The following is a 16315-nucleotide window of genomic DNA, read 5'->3' on the forward strand; positions in this document are numbered from 1 at the left end:
AATTACTATGTCGAGGGTTCCTATTAATTGGGGCGTTTTAATGATGGAACTGAATCAAACCTTCATACGACTGCACGAGAGTTTGCACAATGGAGATAAATCTACATTTAAACAAAGGATTAATGAATGGGAAACAAATTGTTCCGAAAGATGTGATTGAAATTGCAACTCAAATTTAAAGCCCTATTTATAAAAATAACATGCTTCCCCAAAAAGGATTATTTCGGTATATACAAGGTGCTCCTGCTGTTTATAGTGAGCTTGGGGAACGTGTTCCAAAAGGTTCTTATCAAATTTTAGGAATAACAGGACCAACTCTTCTAGTGATTCCTGAATACAATGTTGTTGTAGCTAAATGTATAACAAACGATACAACTATGGTGGAGATAATTACCTTTACTATTTAAGAGAAGTTAGTAATTCAGTGGCTGATACTTTTCTATAGTAATTTAAACTAACGGAGTGCTTTAGTTGAATATTTGATTTCTGAAATGATCAATCTTTAATACAAAAAGCCCAATACAGAAATGAAAAATAGGGGCTATGATTTTCTATAAGAATCATCATTTATAGCTACGTTTTAATCTATCTTTATTCCAAGTCAACATGAAGAAGTGTATAGGTTGCATTCCATTCTTCTACTGATAAATCAAATTCTGTCTCTCTATGTATTTTAGGCACTATGATACCTGCTCCTTCCAACTGAACACCTTTATGCGTGCCTGACCTAATTGTAAAAACATGCAATACTCATTACTTAAGATGATATTTTGTGTCGGTTCCAACTCTAAAAACATAATGAACAGTTCTCCATAATAACCCACTCTTCGAACCCGAAATTTGCAATTATACAACATAGCTACCTAATTCAAATGTTCAGAAGTAAACAATTTTATTTATCTTAATTCTAGCTTCTGTCTGACTTAGAAAGCTTATAGATAGCTGATTCTATGTATTCGACACTTTTTTTGGAATCATCTTTTCTGCAAGTGTATAGAGTGTTTTAGTAATACTTCAACAAGCTTCATTCTTTATAACTGCTGATTTGATGTGTCCAACACTTTTTTCGGAATCATCCTTTCTGCAAGTGTATAGAATGTCGTATTAATGCTTTAGCAACCTTCATTCTTTATAATCGGTGATTTGATGTGTCCGACACTTTTTTTGGAATCACTTTTTCTGCAAGTGTATAGAATGTCGTATTAACACTTCAGCAACCTACATGGCTTAAAAACACTTACTACCTATTACGGAGGATCAAACAAATGAAAAATACTATTGAAAAATCAATCGAAGAAAAAATGGAAAACTTAATTACACAAAGCCTTGAGACAATCCTTCAAAAAAACATTGAATCAATCTTTGATGCAAAGCTTGATTCTTTCCTTGGAAAAAAGCTTGGATTTTCTTTTGATAAAAACCTTGAACAAATCTTTGAAAAAAAACTTGATGAAACAATTAGACAGCATAATGAGCTTACAGCTAAAGAGTGGCTGAACGTTCAGGAAACTTGCGACTATATAGGAATTTCCTACAAAGGCTTACGAAAGCTAATTGATCAAGGGCTTAAATTTACTTCAATTGGTCGTAGCAAGCGATTCTCCATAACGGAAATAAATCACTTTTTAAAAAATGTACAAGCATAAAAAATAATGGAAAACACAAAAGGAGATTATTCTAATGACAACAATGGACAAAGCAGTTAAAGAATATATGAAAAGAGGCGTTCTTCATTATATGGTAAAAATGTATGGGGGTATCGATCCTTATACGAAAAAGCAAATCGACATTACAAAGCGTGGTTTTAAAACAAAAAATGAAGCAAAAGCTTTTTATGCTCAAAAGCAAGTTGAAATGCTACAACGAAATGATACTGACAATCCAAACCTTACATTTAAGCAATTCTATCATTCTTACTATGAAAAATACCTTCATAATTGTTCCCTGGAAAAAAGTACTTTAGGGAAAATTAAAGGTATTTTCAAAAACCACATCCTACCTTTTTACGGAGATTTAAAGCTTAAAAATATTTCTTATCAAGATACTTTGCGGTCTTTTGAATTATGGAAAGAAAAATTACAAAAACCGTCAAAGATAGCAATCGAACTAAATAAATGCTTAGATCAAGCTGACCATAACGATTTCATTCCGAAAAATCCCGTTAAACTTGATGGTTTACGATTATGGGAAAAAAAAGAAGAAAGAAAGAGAGACAATGCACAAGGCGATAAACTGTTCTATACATCAGATGAAATAGATTTATTTATTCAAAAGCTAAAAACAACAGATGATATTCCAAAAATTGCAAGTTTCCTCTTGCTTGTAAATTTAGGCTTACGCAAAGGAGAGCTTCTTGCACTGCAATGGCAAGATATTGATTTTCAAAATAAAAAAATCCATATTCATCAAGCTGTTGGTACAGATGAATCGAATAAGCCCTATATTAAAGCTACGAAGAACTTTTTAGAAAGAACACTTGATATTGATGAGGAAACTTTCCAAGCATTATTAAAATGGCAGGAACTCCAAGCAGAGCAGTTAAAGTGGCAAAGTCTTGAGCATCAAGGCGATAAGCAGTTTATCTTCCCAAACAATAAAAATACTTTTTATATTAACAGCAAGTTAAATACCTGGTTAAAAAAGTTCCAAACTCAACACGGACTAAAGCTTGTTTCAGTTCATGGCTTACGTCACTCTTGTGCTACCCGCATCTATTATCAAACGAATGATGTAAAATTCATTCAACATTTCTTAGGTCACACAGACATAACAACAACGATAGATACGTATATTCATTGTATTCCTGAATTAGGAAATATCTTAGTAAAACGATTTAATCGTACTGCATAAAAGATCATTAGTTGAATCTCAATTCGTGCCAAAGTACATTTGTATTTTGGCACTTGTTCTTTCTCTGTTTTAACGGGTATTCGCAATAAGTATAGAAATACTCAAAACTACCCTATTATTTATACATTAATTTAAAAAAAGCTTGGCAGAAACCTTATTAAATAAGGCTCTATCAGGCTTTTTACATTTTTATTAATTATCCCTACTCAATAGAAATCTTATAAGGTAAACCCTTGTTACTACTGCACTTCCCAAAACATTTAATAGTTTTGGCGGGGACATTGGCGGGGTTATCTCTTATAACTTTGATTCCCATTAAATAATACCTAACCCCACTACACTAGTAACACATAGTTAGACTAAATAAAAATGATACTTTCAAAATACCAATAGCTAAAGAACATGCTTTGTTTGAAGTATATTTTATACAGATTTAGAGATTTACTAATTCAGCTAGTTTATCAGCTATATCTCCGAGTGATTCTTCAGATGTATCTAATCCGCTTCTAGACGCTAATAAGGGACTTACTTCTCTCAAGGCATCATAAGTTGTACCATGAACGATTGGGATTAGACGATCTGTAGCAAGTAATACAGACAACTCTTTATCCGCAACACCTTCATTCGAAAGACGGTTCAGGAAAGCAGGAGTCACTAGTACAATTCCGACCTTTGAATTTACCAACCCCTTATCAATAGCTCGTAATAATGGTTGACCAAGTAAGACATCTTTTTCGCTAAACCATACTGATACACCTAAAGTCTCAAGTAAATCATGTAAGTCTTTAGCAGACTCTTTTCTATCATCCCAGGCATGACATAAAAAAACATCTCTTAAATCTGGTTGAGTAACAGTTATTTCTTCTACTTTATCACGAATTGGCGTAAGACTTCTAATTTCCGCTGAAGTATAGAGTACTGTGGAAGTAGACTTTGACCAACGTGCTTTAGAATTACGAGCCGCACTTCCATTGCTGATTGAGTTACTTCTTCCCGTATTTTCTGAAACTGAAGAATAAGACGGGAAATAAGTATTGGAACTGTAATAATTACCACGAGAACGTCCTCTACATGCTGGGCAATTTGCTGCAGCACTTGCTGAACTATGTCCTCTTACTGGAGCTGTACATCTAACCATTTTTATACCTCCTGAATATTTATGATTTAGGATTATACTCTTAGAATATATTACCTATTTTTATAATATCAGAAATAAATATTTTATGAAAAAAAACTTGTTTGATAAATACTAAATCAAATGCCCCTTATTTTCGTAATAAGGAGTACTTGTTCTCAAAGCCATGTTCAGTTAAATTTTTAACTTTAGTATATGAAATAGCTACACTTTTTTAGATGGACCTCAAAAAATAAAAAGCTCTTCTATCATTTAGATAGAAGAGCTTTGGTGGGGAATCTGGCGGGGAATCAATTAATTTCCAGTAAAAATCAACCTTCCTATATCCCATAAATCCCTATTAAATCAGCATAAAAACTTCAATTTAATTATATTTGTTATTCCCACTCGATAGTTGCAAGTGGCTTAGAAGTGATGTCATACAGTACACTCTCAAACTACTGATACCATTGAGTTTCTAGTTGTTTATCAAAACAGAAAATTCCGTTCAATTCATGTAATTATTGTCCTCGATTGTAGCAGGTGAACCCCTGGTTACAACGGTATTATTTTGAATAATGAACATGTTGTTTCGTTAGCAACCTCAATTCATGTGGTTTCAATAGGATACCCATTAATTAGAAGTTACCTAACCTCAATATAGGAAAACACGCCCCCTATTGTTAATCCACTAACCATATAAAAAATCACATACTTAAAATCCAATATCAAATTTAAATTTAGGGTGCCACTTAGCTCTACCTATGGACTTCGCAAAACCAAATATAGTATTTAAAAAGTTTGCTCTTTGCTGCGGTTTTTTCCCAGTTTTCAAAATAATCGTTTCTTTTAGCAGATGATTGCTTTCGATTAGATACTCATTACGTTCATATAACCGTTGTAACAGATGGTCTTCAGGTAGTCTAGCAAACTTTCCATTAACTTCTCCTCTATTACAATCCTGACAGCTTAGAACTAGATGCCAAACACCATTTAGGTCTAAATCATGTGTACTGTTGAACTGTGTTGACAGTGGCACGAAATGATCTATGTCACAAGTACTCAATTGGTTACTTTCAATTGAAATCGGTCTATAGCAATAGAAGCATTTGCCTTTTGATACCCGTTTAATGGCTTTCTAGTAGAAGTTAGATTAATTCTTTCATGTGATAACATAAACTGCTCTGGCGTCATAAGCTTTACACTTTGTAAAATTATAAATTAAATTTTATTATAAAAAGCTAACTAGAAAGTAAATCCTAATAATTTATCATTCTCATCTAACTCTAATTTAGTTTTACTTGAAATTATTTCCATTGTTGCTTTATCATTTTTATTAAGCTGATAGTCATTAATTGAAATAATATATTGTTTATTCGTTTCAACTGCAACTGAATTTCCTAGTCTTATTAAATTCGAAACTTGTCTATTATCAATACCAGAGAAACAAGATGAATCTTGAAGTAATATATCTAATAGAATATTAAACTTAAATAATAAGAAATCTATTAATATTTTTCTTACTTCGCCAACTCCCTCACCAGTATCACCTGTTAAATTAAGTTCTATGGCAAAAGGTCTATTTCTCTTATGACGATTTTTGAGATTTATTGAAAAATAAGCATTAACATCTTCGGTATAAAGATTAGGGATCATGTCATAAATAAAATCTCTATAGTTATCAATTTTTTTCTGGTTATCATTATATACGTTTTTAATATCGTTATATTTAATTGCTAATGAATCTTCCTCATTTTTTCTTTCATTAATTAATCCTTCAAATCTAGACAATTCACCTTGTTCATATTTAAGTTGTTGAAGTTCCATATTCTTTTCTTTATATATTGCCATTGATTCTTGATATATTTCATTTTGAGAAATTACATTTGCTATATTGTTCATTTCAGAATTTAATGTATCAATCCTTTCTTTTAATAATACTTTTTTTTGTTCAATTTCTTCTATTCTTTCTTCAGTCAACTTTTTTCTATCAGAATATACATTTTCATGAAACTTTTGTACTTCTTCAAATCTCTTTATAATTAGCTCAGGAACTTCAAAAGAAGCTTTTTCATATAGCTTTTGAAGTTCCTCAGATGATATATCTAGATTTTTAAACTGTTTATAGGATTTTTCTAACCTTTTAAACTCAATATTTAATTTTTGATATTCAGCTTGCAATAGTTTAAGTGTATAGTTTTTTTCAGCATAATCATTCATCATTTCTGTCTTTTCATGACCAATCTGAATATTACTTATTCTTTCATCCAATGATTTAAGTTCATTTTCTTTTTCAACAATAGTTTTATTTAATAAGAAAATTTTTTGTTCTACTTCCGAAATCTTTACTTCATTAAATAATTCAATAAATCTTTTTTCTAAATTTTTCAACTCCTTTATCTTATCTTGTACTGCATAATATTCTATTAATTCTGTTGAAAGACTCTCTAATTTTAATAAATTAAACATGGAAGTATAATCATCCATACTCGCTTCACTTCTACCACTAATCAAGTGATTTTTTTGACTTAGAAAAATTTGTTTATTGTAAAGCTTTCTTTCAATATTGAAAAATTCTCTATATTCGCCAAGTGAATATTTCCCTCCATTTATTTCAATCTCAGAATTACCTAATATACGTTTAACATTTACAATATTATTTTTATGCTTCACAGTTGCTTCCAAATACCACCCATGTATTATAGGCTTAACAACTTCTGAACTTTCATTTGCACCAAAAATATAATCAATAAATTTTAAAAGTAAGGTTTTTCCTATACTATTAGAGGTTTCTTTTTCATTCTCTGGTTTATTTACTTTACCATAAATCACTGAAAGCCCATTTTCTTCAAAATCCAATTCTCGTATTTTTTCAGATTTAGGATTTCTAATTACTAGATTTAATATTTTCATTAAAAATCTCTCCTTTATCGGTATATTCAATCATCCCCACTATAAACATAAAATTTATTGTTAAAATGAATTTCTGGTACGTTGGAGGATTATTTAATTTATCGTTTATCACATACTTCTTTTCAAACGATTTCCATACCTTATCTATTGGCATCGTTTTTTTTCCTATACAATTTAATATTAGTGCACTTAAGCCCATTAAACTTTCCGAAGCGTTTACATATTTATTAGGTAAAATCATTACAAATCAACTCACTTCCTCTTTTTCAAAGATGTCACACTTGTCAAATATGTATACGATTAATATTTTAGCTGGATACTCATAACTTCTTTTAAATTCAGTATAAGAAATTAAATTTTCTACTATCTTATGATATAGTTCAACACCACTATAATTATTGGTAAGAGTTTCATAAGTTTTAATAGTATAAGAAACAATTCGTTCAAATTTATCTGCGTAATCAATATCTTGATAAACAGTACTAATTATATCCTCTAAAATATTCAATTCTAAAATAATCCCTTCAATCTCTTGCGATACTTCTTCTAAATTATTAATCACTATTTTTCTCGGTGAAGAAATCCTTTCATAGCTGGTACTTTCGGTATCTATCCTCTCTCTAAATTTTCTCTGAATACCTTCATTTAAAATGTCAATAAACTCATAAAAGAATTTAGCACTCAAAGCATTGTAATCAATAATAGAAGTTACTCTCAATCTTGCACTAATGCTTTGTAATTCATTAATTTCCATTTCCTCCAATAAATCTTTAATATAATCTACGTTTACAACCTTAGCGTTAAAAGTGATACCATACAAGCTTTCTAGTCTTTCCTTCTCATTATCAAAATATCTTGTACTATCATGCGGAAGATTTCTATCCATTGTATTCACTATAAAAATAAAATCGTTAATATCTCCATTCCATTTATTATCAACATAAATTAGTTTTAATAGCTTTTCTAAATCTTCTTGAAATTTCTCTTGAATATCTTTTCTTAAAGAATCCCTTAACTGTTGTGGAGAGTAAATTTGATAGAAGCGTTTTTCTTCCACAATCCACCCATCATTTTTATCGTCACCACCAGAAGAATTAGGCATTTCATAAGTCCAATTTTTGTATTTTGAATACACTTTCAGAACTTCACCAATTTTATATTGAAAATTATAATCCGTAGTTGCTTTTAACTCTAATGCTATAGTTTCTATATAATCGTATTTAGTTAACATTGCTCAACCTCCATTTTATGGATTAATTATAGAATAAATTCCTCATTTATGTAATGAAGTATTAATTTCTTTATCCATTATATATAGAAATTTTTTCAATTTCGGATACTATGAGCTTCAAAGGACTAAAAAAGTTATATAATTAATGGAAGACGAGAAGAAACACTGCAACTCGTCTTTTATTTTAAAATTAGGATTCATTAACAATTTTATAAACAGTAGCTCTGCCTATACCATATTCTTTAGCAATATCATTAGCACTTTCACCAGCTTCAAATAAAGCTCTTACCTGTTTCTTTTTCTTCTCATCAATAGCTGGTCGTCCACCAATACGTCCTCGCTTTTTCGCAGCTTCCAATCCTGCTTTTGTTCTCTGTTGAATAATATCCCTTTCAAACTCAGCAAATACAGCTAACATACCAAACATAGCTTTACCTGTAGGTGTCGTAGTATCAAATGAATCGTTTATTGAAACAAATTCAACTCCCTTTTCCTTTAGTTGTTCTGTTAGTGTATAAAGTTCTTTTGTACTTCTAGCTAAACGGTCTAATTTATAAACAACAAACAAATCTCCATTAGTTGCAGCTTTCATCGCATGTTCAAGTTCTTGCCTTTCGACTTTACGGCTAGAGATCTTTTCTACATACAAAATAAGCTCCAGTTCTTTTTCATCTGCATATTTTTGAATTACTTGCTCCTGCATATCTAAATTTTGATCTTCCGTACTAACACGACAATATCCAATTACTCGTCCCATTTTCGACACCACTTTCTACAAACTTATACGTTTTATATACACCTAATAATAGACGAGTTTATAGACAAATTCCATAAAAAAAGTGGGCACAAACGTTAATTTATGCTCTCTCTTTAATTTGTCTACTAAACGATGGTTTTATAGACGTTTATTTCGTAATTGATATGTGAGCCATATCGCAACCGAAATACTAGATTATTCTGGTAGATAAGATCATCGAGACAGCATGTTTACTGGTAGGCTTTACACGGATTCTTTGCGGGCATAATTCACGTTTAAAAGGCATAGTAAAAATGTTACTTAACATACATTTTACTAGAGATAAATCAACATACTTGAGAACATCAAAATTAATAATTCAAATTAAACCGTATAGAGAAAATTCAAAAATCATGCTATAATTTGGTGTGAATTGATTATAAATAAGACTGTTTAGTGGTGGTACACCAAGCAATCTTAGCAATAAGCAGAATCGATTCAAAGGCGATTAGCGAGTAAAAAGTAAAAAAATAAACCACTACTCAGCTTTGGGGGCGAGGGCGGTTTATTTTTTTTAGTAATAGCAAATGACAATGCAATTACAGATACGATAAGTGTTGAAAAGCGTATAGCCATCATCATTGCTTCGCCCTTACCAACAGCTTACACCTCGCGATTCTACAATACTAATGTCCGAACGATTTATACACATGTAAAATGAAGAGGGAAAGAGATAGCCAGTATGTAATCATAAAAAAAGCTTATCAATCTTATATGACCAATAAGCATGAGATGAATTCAGATGGATAAGTTTGTTTTTAAAGTTAATTCCCGATTCAACTGAGAGCCATTTAGTCAACGACCTCAAATTGCATCGTTTCAAAATTTAGCTCCATTGGAATGTAATGCGATACGATCATCATTAATGGGAATGCCAGCGTCACTGTATACGCATATACATGTATGAATTGTAGCGGATCAACCTGTGCATATGTTACCATCACCCAATGAGCGAGCACATATGGAACATAGAAAACGATAAAAAAGTAGGCTAAGCATCTAGCGGTTTGTTGCATACTCGAATAAAAACCTGATGCAATATATAATAATATGTCTCTTGTTTCTTCTTTTATAATACAATCACCTCCATAATATCTAATGTTTCCTCTATTATATTATAAAAGTGGTGTACTGCGATATTCTCTAATACACCATCAGACATGTTTTTAATTGTTTAGAAAGTAACTTTATACTATAGCTTAAACAGCAGCATACACCCTTCGTATTTATTCATGTATTAAATCTCCCCTACCCATTTTGTGCAAAAAAAAGAGATGCAAAATATGCATCTACTCTATTTTTCGCCAATCAATGATCTCAATCGTTGCATTTGAAAACTGATTGTACAAGATTAACCAATTGCCAGCGATATTAAGTTGAATCAATATTTCACCGTTAATATTTTCTCGAAATACAAGAACAATAATAGAGAGTTCTTTATTTTCGGAACGCTCTATTACCCCAGCCTTCACCATGTAGTCATTAAAATGGCATTCTACGTATTGTTTTTCATCTAGCTGAGCGTCAAGTAGCGTTCGAATCGTCTGAGCTACATGCTTGTACAGGTTATGTGTATTGAAATCGTCTTGTAATGCTACTGCTAAATCGTGCTTAATTTGCTGTGCTTGCAAAGAATCGCTCCTTTCATAGTGTGTTCGTATCGTCAATCTACATGCTTTGAATCGCGATATTCAATTGGTAGGTAAATAAACTAGATTGTCGAATAAATTAAACGTTCTCCACAGGACAAATACGAAAAGAGGTTTTTTAATCTTTTTATTTTACCTGGGGTACAGACAAAAAACGAGAAAATTGTACATATATTTACTACCGACCGACATTAGAAAAAATAAAATACAGAAAATTCATTGGAACAAACGTTCTTTTTTTGATATATTAAAAGTGCTTTATAGGCGATTAGCGAGGAAAGTAAATCATTATTCGGCTTTGGGTGCGAGGGCGGTTTACTTTTTTTAGTGAAAGTGACTACGGATGTTCTATCATCTGTAGTTTTTTTGCTTATTTTAAATCGAAGTCATGAGTGCTGCGGTTTTTCTGTGTTTATTTTTTGCATGGATTAATTGCAAAATGTCCTCAAATGTCGCTTTGAATTAATTTAAATACACACAAAGAACTTTTTAAGTAATTTCTAATTTTTAAGCTTACTAAATGAGCTATTTTCGTTCAATCAGAGCAATCGCCTTATCAATTTTCTTAATCGTGTTATCAAATCCAAAATTAGTTACTTTGGTGTGAGGCTGTGTAGATTTTCTCTTTATAGTACGTTTCAAGCCCATGTTTGACCCTCCTGTATAGCTTTTTCATTAAAATTCTCCTCAATTTTAACATTAAATAACGCTCTGAGATGCTCCGAAAAATCATTTTAAAGAATCATATAATAACACATTTTACTAGGGCTAAATCATACATTATTGAGAGCAACATAATTAATAAATCAATTCAAAGTATATTGAGTAAATTCAAAAATCACGCTATAATCCGGTGTGAAGAGATTATAAATAAGACTGTTTAGTGGTGGTACACCAAACAATCTTAGCAATAAGCAGAATCGATCCAAAGGCGATTCGCGAATAAAAAGTAAAAAAATAAACCACTACTCAACTTTGAGGGCGAGGGCGGTTTATTTTTTTGTAAAAGCAAATGACAATGCAATTACAGATACGATAAGTGTTGAAAATCGTATAGCTATCATCATTGCTTCGCCCTTACCAACAACTATACACCTCACGATTCTACAATACTAACGTCCCAACAATGGGTGAAATTTTAATAAAAGGAGTTATTACAATGAACAAAATCGAAGCTTTTTGGCAAAATTATTGTGAAATAGAAGGTTTGGAAAACATTCGTTATACGGAAACACTACAATTTGGAGAGAAAGCAAATTTGCTTACAAGTTTAGTAATGAATGAAATAAAAATAGCAACATGCTTAAGCTATCCATTATATGAAATTGAGGGGAATCCACTACCTAAAATGGGCGATTATCAAATTGCATTGAACATTCACAATGAGCCAGTTGCAATTTTAAAATCCTATGCCATCGATATTTATCCGTTTAACGAGGTACCATTAGACTTTGCACTAGCGGAAGGCGAAGGTACATATGAGGAATGGAAGGAAGTACATGTGGCATTCTTTAGCCGCATTTTGCCTCAGTATAACTTGGAGTTTACGGAAGATATGCTGACAGTTTGTACTCGGTTTGAGAAGGTTTATCCAAAATAATTAAAACATGCACCACCTAATCCAGTCCAATCCCGTTCCAAAAGTATCTGGGAACGTTATTTAAATACTATGAAGCACTCAATAATTCCAAACGAATGTGTAGCAAAAATTTTACAACTAACTAACCAGAGTACTTATTTTTAGTAATCGGATAATGGTAAATTTCAATATCTGAATCAATGAAACCTCTCCGTTTCGCTCCACGTAGTGTGTGATACATATTCTCTCTACCAACAGGGTTGTCCGTATGAATATATATTTTGTTTGCCCGTAACCCTTTTTCACAAATATATTTTACTAAGTCATAACCTGTTGGCAATAGATTACCTTGTAGATCCTCTCCTAAATCATGGTCAAGAGAAAGCATATCTACTTCGTGATTTTCAAGTAAGTGAATTGCTTCTTGAAACGTTCTTGCCACAACAAAACCACTCGGACAATCTCTTAAATCATCCACATAGAGATTTATTTTTTGTGTACCCAAAATAATCCCCCCTTAATGCATCGTTTGTTTCAATTGTGTAGTGTAATAAAATAATTTGCAAATATTCAACCACTAATTACAAATAGCCTTTTTACTATCGTCATTATTTTAAACACTAAATGCTCCCAAAACAAAGGTAGTTTATTTATTGGGAAACCATTTTTTATAAGCTATACTAACAATATAGTTAATCGCAGCATTAACTGTATCCCTAGTTTCCCTGTATGGTTCTAGGAGGCATTTTAATGAAAGACCCTATTAAATCGTATACAAAAAAAGATGGCAAGACCTACTACATGTTTAAGCTTTATTTAGGAATAGATAGCCAAACAGGCAAACAAATTCACGTTACTAGACGAGGCTTTCTAACAAAAAAAGAGGCTAGTCTCACTTTAGCTCAATTAAGAGTCGAAGTTAGTAAAGGGGAATATAAGAAGCCTATAACTGAAACATACGAGGATCTATATAATGTTTGGATTCAACACTACGAAAGAACGGTCGAAGAAAGCACCTTTGTCAAAACGCTAGGAATTTTCAAGAATCATATTCTACCTGCATTAGGTCACTACCGAATTGAGAAATTGAGTGTAGCAATCTGCCAAGGCTTTGTTGATGACTGTTCCTTGAAACTAAAAAGATTTCGAATGGTTAAAACTTACGCTTCTAAAGTAATTGATTTCGCTATTAAGCGTGAGTACATCAGTTCAAATCCATTCAAGCTAGTGGATCTACCTAAAATCAAAGCTTCTGCTGTATTAGATACCGAGGTCAACTACTATTCAAAAGAGCAGCTAATTGATTTTCTTCAATGCTTAAAGCAGTATGGTAACGCTCAAATAACCGCATTTTTCTACCTGCTTGCTTTTTCAGGTATTCGTAAAGGTGAGGCACTTGCATTAACCTGGGCGGATTTAAATTTCGATACAAAGGAACTGCTCATTACAAAAGCTCTTTCAAGAGGTAAAAATAACAAGCTTTATATCAAATCAACGAAAACCGATACGATACGCCAGCTTTTAATTGATGATGAAACATGCAGCATCTTATCTGAATGGAAAAAGATCCAGCAAGTTAAATTTCCAAAAGCGAATGACAAAAGCCAATTAATGTTTACAAACGAACAAAACGGCTTATTGCAACAAACGGTTCCTAGAAAATGGCTCATGAAAATCATCGACAATTACAGCTTGCCCTATACACATGTTCACTCATTTCGTCATGTGCATTGCTCTTTACTTTTTGAAGCAGGTGCAAGTGTCAAAGAAGTACAAGAACGATTAGGTCACACAGATGTGCAAACAACGCTCAACATATATACTCACCTATCAAAGCGTGCAAAAAACGATACAATTAATAAGTTTGTGACGTACTTAAACTCATAAACTTGACCCAAAAGTGACCAGTTTTTTAGCCAGTTTCTGCTGAAAAGCCCAGAAAACTCAGTACAACAAAAATAGAAAAAACCCTTGATATACAAGGGTTTTGACCACTCTAGACAACTCTAGAAAATTCAATTATGGAGACGGCGGGAGTCGAACCCGCGTCCAGAAACTCCAATACTTCAGCTTCTACGCGTGTAGTTTGCCTATTCGCATTTCACGTAGCATTATGCCGACAAACAGGCGTCCTGTACGCTAACCTGGAAATCTCTTGTCGGTGACTCAGGTGGTACCACCGACCGTATCCCACTAAAGTTGGGCCCTACGTTATGCACATGGGCGATGCATAGGCAGAGCGCTTAAGAGCTTACGCTGCGAAAGCTAAGTTTTGTTGTTTGCCAGTTATTATATAACTTCCGTTGATGACGGAGCCGAGACCTCCGACGCGCGACCAAAGCTTGAACCATCCCTGTCGAATCCGTAACGTCCCCTTGATTCGGCTTCCAATACACATCGTATTTTCGTTCATTTCCATGAACAATACTCGCGTCTTGAAACCTTTATAACTTTTCAACAGAAAAGCTTTCAAGTAGGCTAGAATTTCTTCTAGTACGGTGGGAGCTAAAAGTACGCTTCCATGAAATCTGGCAATCAGTAATTCATATTATAGAACAAAATAAGCGACACTTCAAGTGTGCCGCCTTGGTTGATTATTTCACTACCTTAAATTTCAGCTTGCGCAATTGTAAAAATAGCTTTCCTATCCTAGAGTCGGTGAGATAACCAAAATAGACATCCACTTCTTGCCCACCAAAGCCTAGCTTAAATTCTTTGATTTCTTCCTTGTTAGTCAATGCACCGAAATCATAGCGCGCAAAGCCTCTGTTTCGGAACATCATGATATTTTCCCATAGTAAGTAACGATTGGCAAAACGTATTTGCTGCTTTAAATCGGGTCGATCTTTTATCCAGGCAGCCGTACCCGTGTATAAATTCAATGCCATATCACCATCTACAATATAAATGCGATAACACAGTTCATCGCCTTCATTATTTTGCAACTTTGTATAAACCAATGCACCCTTTTCACGAAGAAGTTGTAAAGTCTGCATATGAAATTTCCGTACGCGGTTTGTATCCTTCATTTTTGCAAATGCATTGTAAAATTGCTGAAATTCCTTTAGCTCTAAATCTGTTGGATCTTCTTTCACAATCACTTGATAGGGCTCCTTTTTTGCACGACGGAGCATGTAGCGATTCATTTTAGATAAATCAGCTAACAACGCGTCCTCCTCTTGCTGCAAGATGATTTGCAATGTCGTATGGCCTTCAAGCTTTTGCTCAGGCTGCTTTGTTTGTGTATAGCAAACTAGCTTTTTTCTTTCTTTCACTTCGTCACATTGTTCCGCAAAATAAATATGCTCCATTTCCACAAACATCAACTTCCGCTTAATCGTTAATATCGTTTCTCCTCCTTAAATCGCTAGCTGCTAGTTCGTTCTTTATTATATTTTCTACCCTTAATTATTTAGAACTTAAAGTCGGTTATTTCCAAGTTGTGACCGTCAGTTTGGGTACTTTATCCGTCACTTCTAGCTCTCTATCCGTCACTTTGACCGTTCTATCCGTCACTTTCCCTTTCTATCCATCACTTCAACCTCTCTATCCGTCACTTTGACCTTTCTATCCGCCACTTCAACCTTTCTATCCATCACTTCGATCGTTCTATCCGCAAATGAGATATCCCATTCTTTTATCCGCCAAACAAAAAAAACTCACCACACAATGTGGTGAGCTGTGATTCTCTTAAACTTGATTTTTTGCCTTGAAAACACGTTCTATTTCGCGTTTTGCTTCTTTTTTGCGCATGTCATTACGCTTATCGTAGTCTTTCTTCCCTTTCCCAACGCCAATTAGGAGTTTGGCATAGCCGTCCTTCAGGTACATTTTCAATGGGACAATAGTGTAACCATCGCGCTTAACAGCACCCACTAACTCGCCGATTTGCTTTTTATGTAAGAGCAACTTGCGAGAACGCAGAGGGTCGTGGTTGAAACGGTTCCCTTGGTCAAATGGACTGATATGCATGTTGCTAATCCATGCTTCGCCACTACTGATACGCACGTAGGAATCCTTTAATTGGACTTTGCCGGCACGAATTGATTTAATTTCTGTTCCCGTTAGTACCATGCCTGCTTCAATCGTCTCTTCAATGAAGTAGTCATGCCCTGCCTTTTTGTTTTGTGCTAATACTTTTCCAGCACCTTTTGCCATACGATTCACCCTCTATTCAAAGGTG

General features: G+C 33.2%; 16 protein-coding genes, 1 other RNA gene and 2 pseudogenes. 5 read left to right on the plus strand and 14 right to left on the minus strand.

Annotated features, from left to right (window positions below):
• Window positions 1-36: 36 nt before the first annotated feature.
• Window positions 37-445: pseudogene (locus C9J31_RS23840) on the plus strand (penicillin-binding protein); the annotation flags it as partial.
• A 164-nt stretch (window positions 446-609) separates the two neighbouring features.
• On the opposite strand, the pseudogene C9J31_RS19150 reads toward C9J31_RS23840, so the two are convergent.
• Window positions 610-814: pseudogene (locus tag C9J31_RS19150) on the minus strand (HIT family protein); the annotation flags it as partial.
• 451 nt (window positions 815-1265) lie between these two features.
• Between C9J31_RS19150 and C9J31_RS19155 the strand changes: the two are divergent.
• Both C9J31_RS19155 and C9J31_RS19160 read left to right on the plus strand, forming a co-directional pair.
• Window positions 1266-1646 (plus strand): helix-turn-helix domain-containing protein, encoded by a 381-nt coding sequence (locus C9J31_RS19155; RefSeq protein WP_107949293.1) that lies wholly within the window; start codon window positions 1266-1268, stop codon window positions 1644-1646.
• Window positions 1647-1680: 34 nt separating this feature from the next.
• The gene (locus tag C9J31_RS19160; protein WP_107949294.1) at window positions 1681-2850 is read left to right on the plus strand and encodes a site-specific integrase; all 1170 of its coding nucleotides are present in this window, start codon (window positions 1681-1683) and stop codon (window positions 2848-2850) included.
• 433 nt (window positions 2851-3283) lie between these two features.
• Here C9J31_RS19160 and C9J31_RS19165 read toward each other — a convergent pair whose 3' ends face one another.
• The 9 genes from C9J31_RS19165 to C9J31_RS24050 all read right to left on the minus strand — a co-directional run bounded on the left by C9J31_RS19165 (window position 3284) and on the right by C9J31_RS24050 (window position 11201).
• Complete coding sequence (locus tag C9J31_RS19165; protein ID WP_107949296.1) at window positions 3284-3988, minus strand: toll/interleukin-1 receptor domain-containing protein; 705 nt, start codon at window positions 3986-3988, stop codon at window positions 3284-3286.
• 691 nt (window positions 3989-4679) lie between these two features.
• Window positions 4680-5030: an HNH endonuclease family protein gene (locus tag C9J31_RS19175; RefSeq protein ID WP_238602035.1), complete on the minus strand. Its 351-nt coding sequence runs from the start codon at window positions 5028-5030 to the stop codon at window positions 4680-4682.
• 179 nt (window positions 5031-5209) lie between these two features.
• Window positions 5210-6877: a DUF2326 domain-containing protein gene (locus tag C9J31_RS19180; protein ID WP_107949298.1), complete on the minus strand. Its 1668-nt coding sequence runs from the start codon at window positions 6875-6877 to the stop codon at window positions 5210-5212.
• Window positions 6852-7118 carry an ABC-three component system middle component 6 gene (locus C9J31_RS19185; protein ID WP_107949300.1) on the minus strand — a complete coding sequence of 89 codons (267 nt, stop codon included), beginning with the start codon at window positions 7116-7118 and terminating at the stop codon, window positions 6852-6854. The genes C9J31_RS19180 and C9J31_RS19185 overlap by 26 nt, the downstream gene beginning before the upstream one ends.
• A gap of 6 nt (window positions 7119-7124) precedes the next feature.
• Window positions 7125-8108 (minus strand): hypothetical protein, encoded by a 984-nt coding sequence (locus C9J31_RS19190; RefSeq protein WP_107949302.1) that lies wholly within the window; start codon window positions 8106-8108, stop codon window positions 7125-7127.
• Window positions 8109-8298: 190 nt separating this feature from the next.
• Window positions 8299-8865 (minus strand): recombinase family protein, encoded by a 567-nt coding sequence (locus tag C9J31_RS19195; protein WP_107949303.1) that lies wholly within the window; start codon window positions 8863-8865, stop codon window positions 8299-8301.
• An 830-nt stretch (window positions 8866-9695) separates the two neighbouring features.
• Window positions 9696-9920 (minus strand): hypothetical protein, encoded by a 225-nt coding sequence (locus C9J31_RS19200; protein WP_036221088.1) that lies wholly within the window; start codon window positions 9918-9920, stop codon window positions 9696-9698.
• 273 nt (window positions 9921-10193) lie between these two features.
• Window positions 10194-10535 (minus strand): hypothetical protein, encoded by a 342-nt coding sequence (locus C9J31_RS19205; RefSeq protein WP_107949305.1) that lies wholly within the window; start codon window positions 10533-10535, stop codon window positions 10194-10196.
• 543 nt (window positions 10536-11078) lie between these two features.
• Complete coding sequence (locus C9J31_RS24050; protein WP_274520154.1) at window positions 11079-11201, minus strand: hypothetical protein; 123 nt, start codon at window positions 11199-11201, stop codon at window positions 11079-11081.
• A 511-nt stretch (window positions 11202-11712) separates the two neighbouring features.
• Between C9J31_RS24050 and C9J31_RS19210 the strand changes: the two genes are divergently transcribed.
• Complete coding sequence (locus C9J31_RS19210; protein ID WP_107949307.1) at window positions 11713-12153, plus strand: ASCH domain-containing protein; 441 nt, start codon at window positions 11713-11715, stop codon at window positions 12151-12153.
• 121 nt (window positions 12154-12274) lie between these two features.
• Here the strand turns inward: C9J31_RS19210 and C9J31_RS19215 are convergent, their stop codons facing one another.
• Complete coding sequence (locus C9J31_RS19215; protein WP_107949309.1) at window positions 12275-12637, minus strand: cyclic-phosphate processing receiver domain-containing protein; 363 nt, start codon at window positions 12635-12637, stop codon at window positions 12275-12277.
• Window positions 12638-12882: 245 nt separating this feature from the next.
• On the opposite strand from C9J31_RS19215, the gene C9J31_RS19220 reads away from it, so the two are divergent.
• Entirely contained in the window at window positions 12883-14019 is a 1137-nt protein-coding gene (locus tag C9J31_RS19220) for a site-specific integrase (RefSeq protein WP_238602034.1), read from the plus strand.
• A 132-nt stretch (window positions 14020-14151) separates the two neighbouring features.
• Here the strand turns inward: C9J31_RS19220 and ssrA are convergent.
• From ssrA to smpB, 3 genes are all read right to left on the minus strand, one after another.
• Window positions 14152-14507, minus strand: a transfer-messenger RNA (tmRNA) gene (gene ssrA, locus C9J31_RS19225).
• A gap of 219 nt (window positions 14508-14726) precedes the next feature.
• Window positions 14727-15449, minus strand: coding sequence for a hypothetical protein (locus C9J31_RS19230; protein ID WP_153062521.1), 723 nt, complete (start codon window positions 15447-15449; stop codon window positions 14727-14729).
• 373 nt (window positions 15450-15822) lie between these two features.
• Window positions 15823-16290 carry an SsrA-binding protein SmpB gene (smpB, locus tag C9J31_RS19235; RefSeq protein WP_107925243.1) on the minus strand — a complete coding sequence of 156 codons (468 nt, stop codon included), beginning with the start codon at window positions 16288-16290 and terminating at the stop codon, window positions 15823-15825.
• Window positions 16291-16315 lie beyond the last annotated feature (25 nt).

It is taken from the genome of Lysinibacillus parviboronicapiens, assembly GCF_003049605.2.
GTDB classification, from domain to species: Bacteria; Bacillota; Bacilli; order Bacillales_A; family Planococcaceae; genus Lysinibacillus; species Lysinibacillus parviboronicapiens.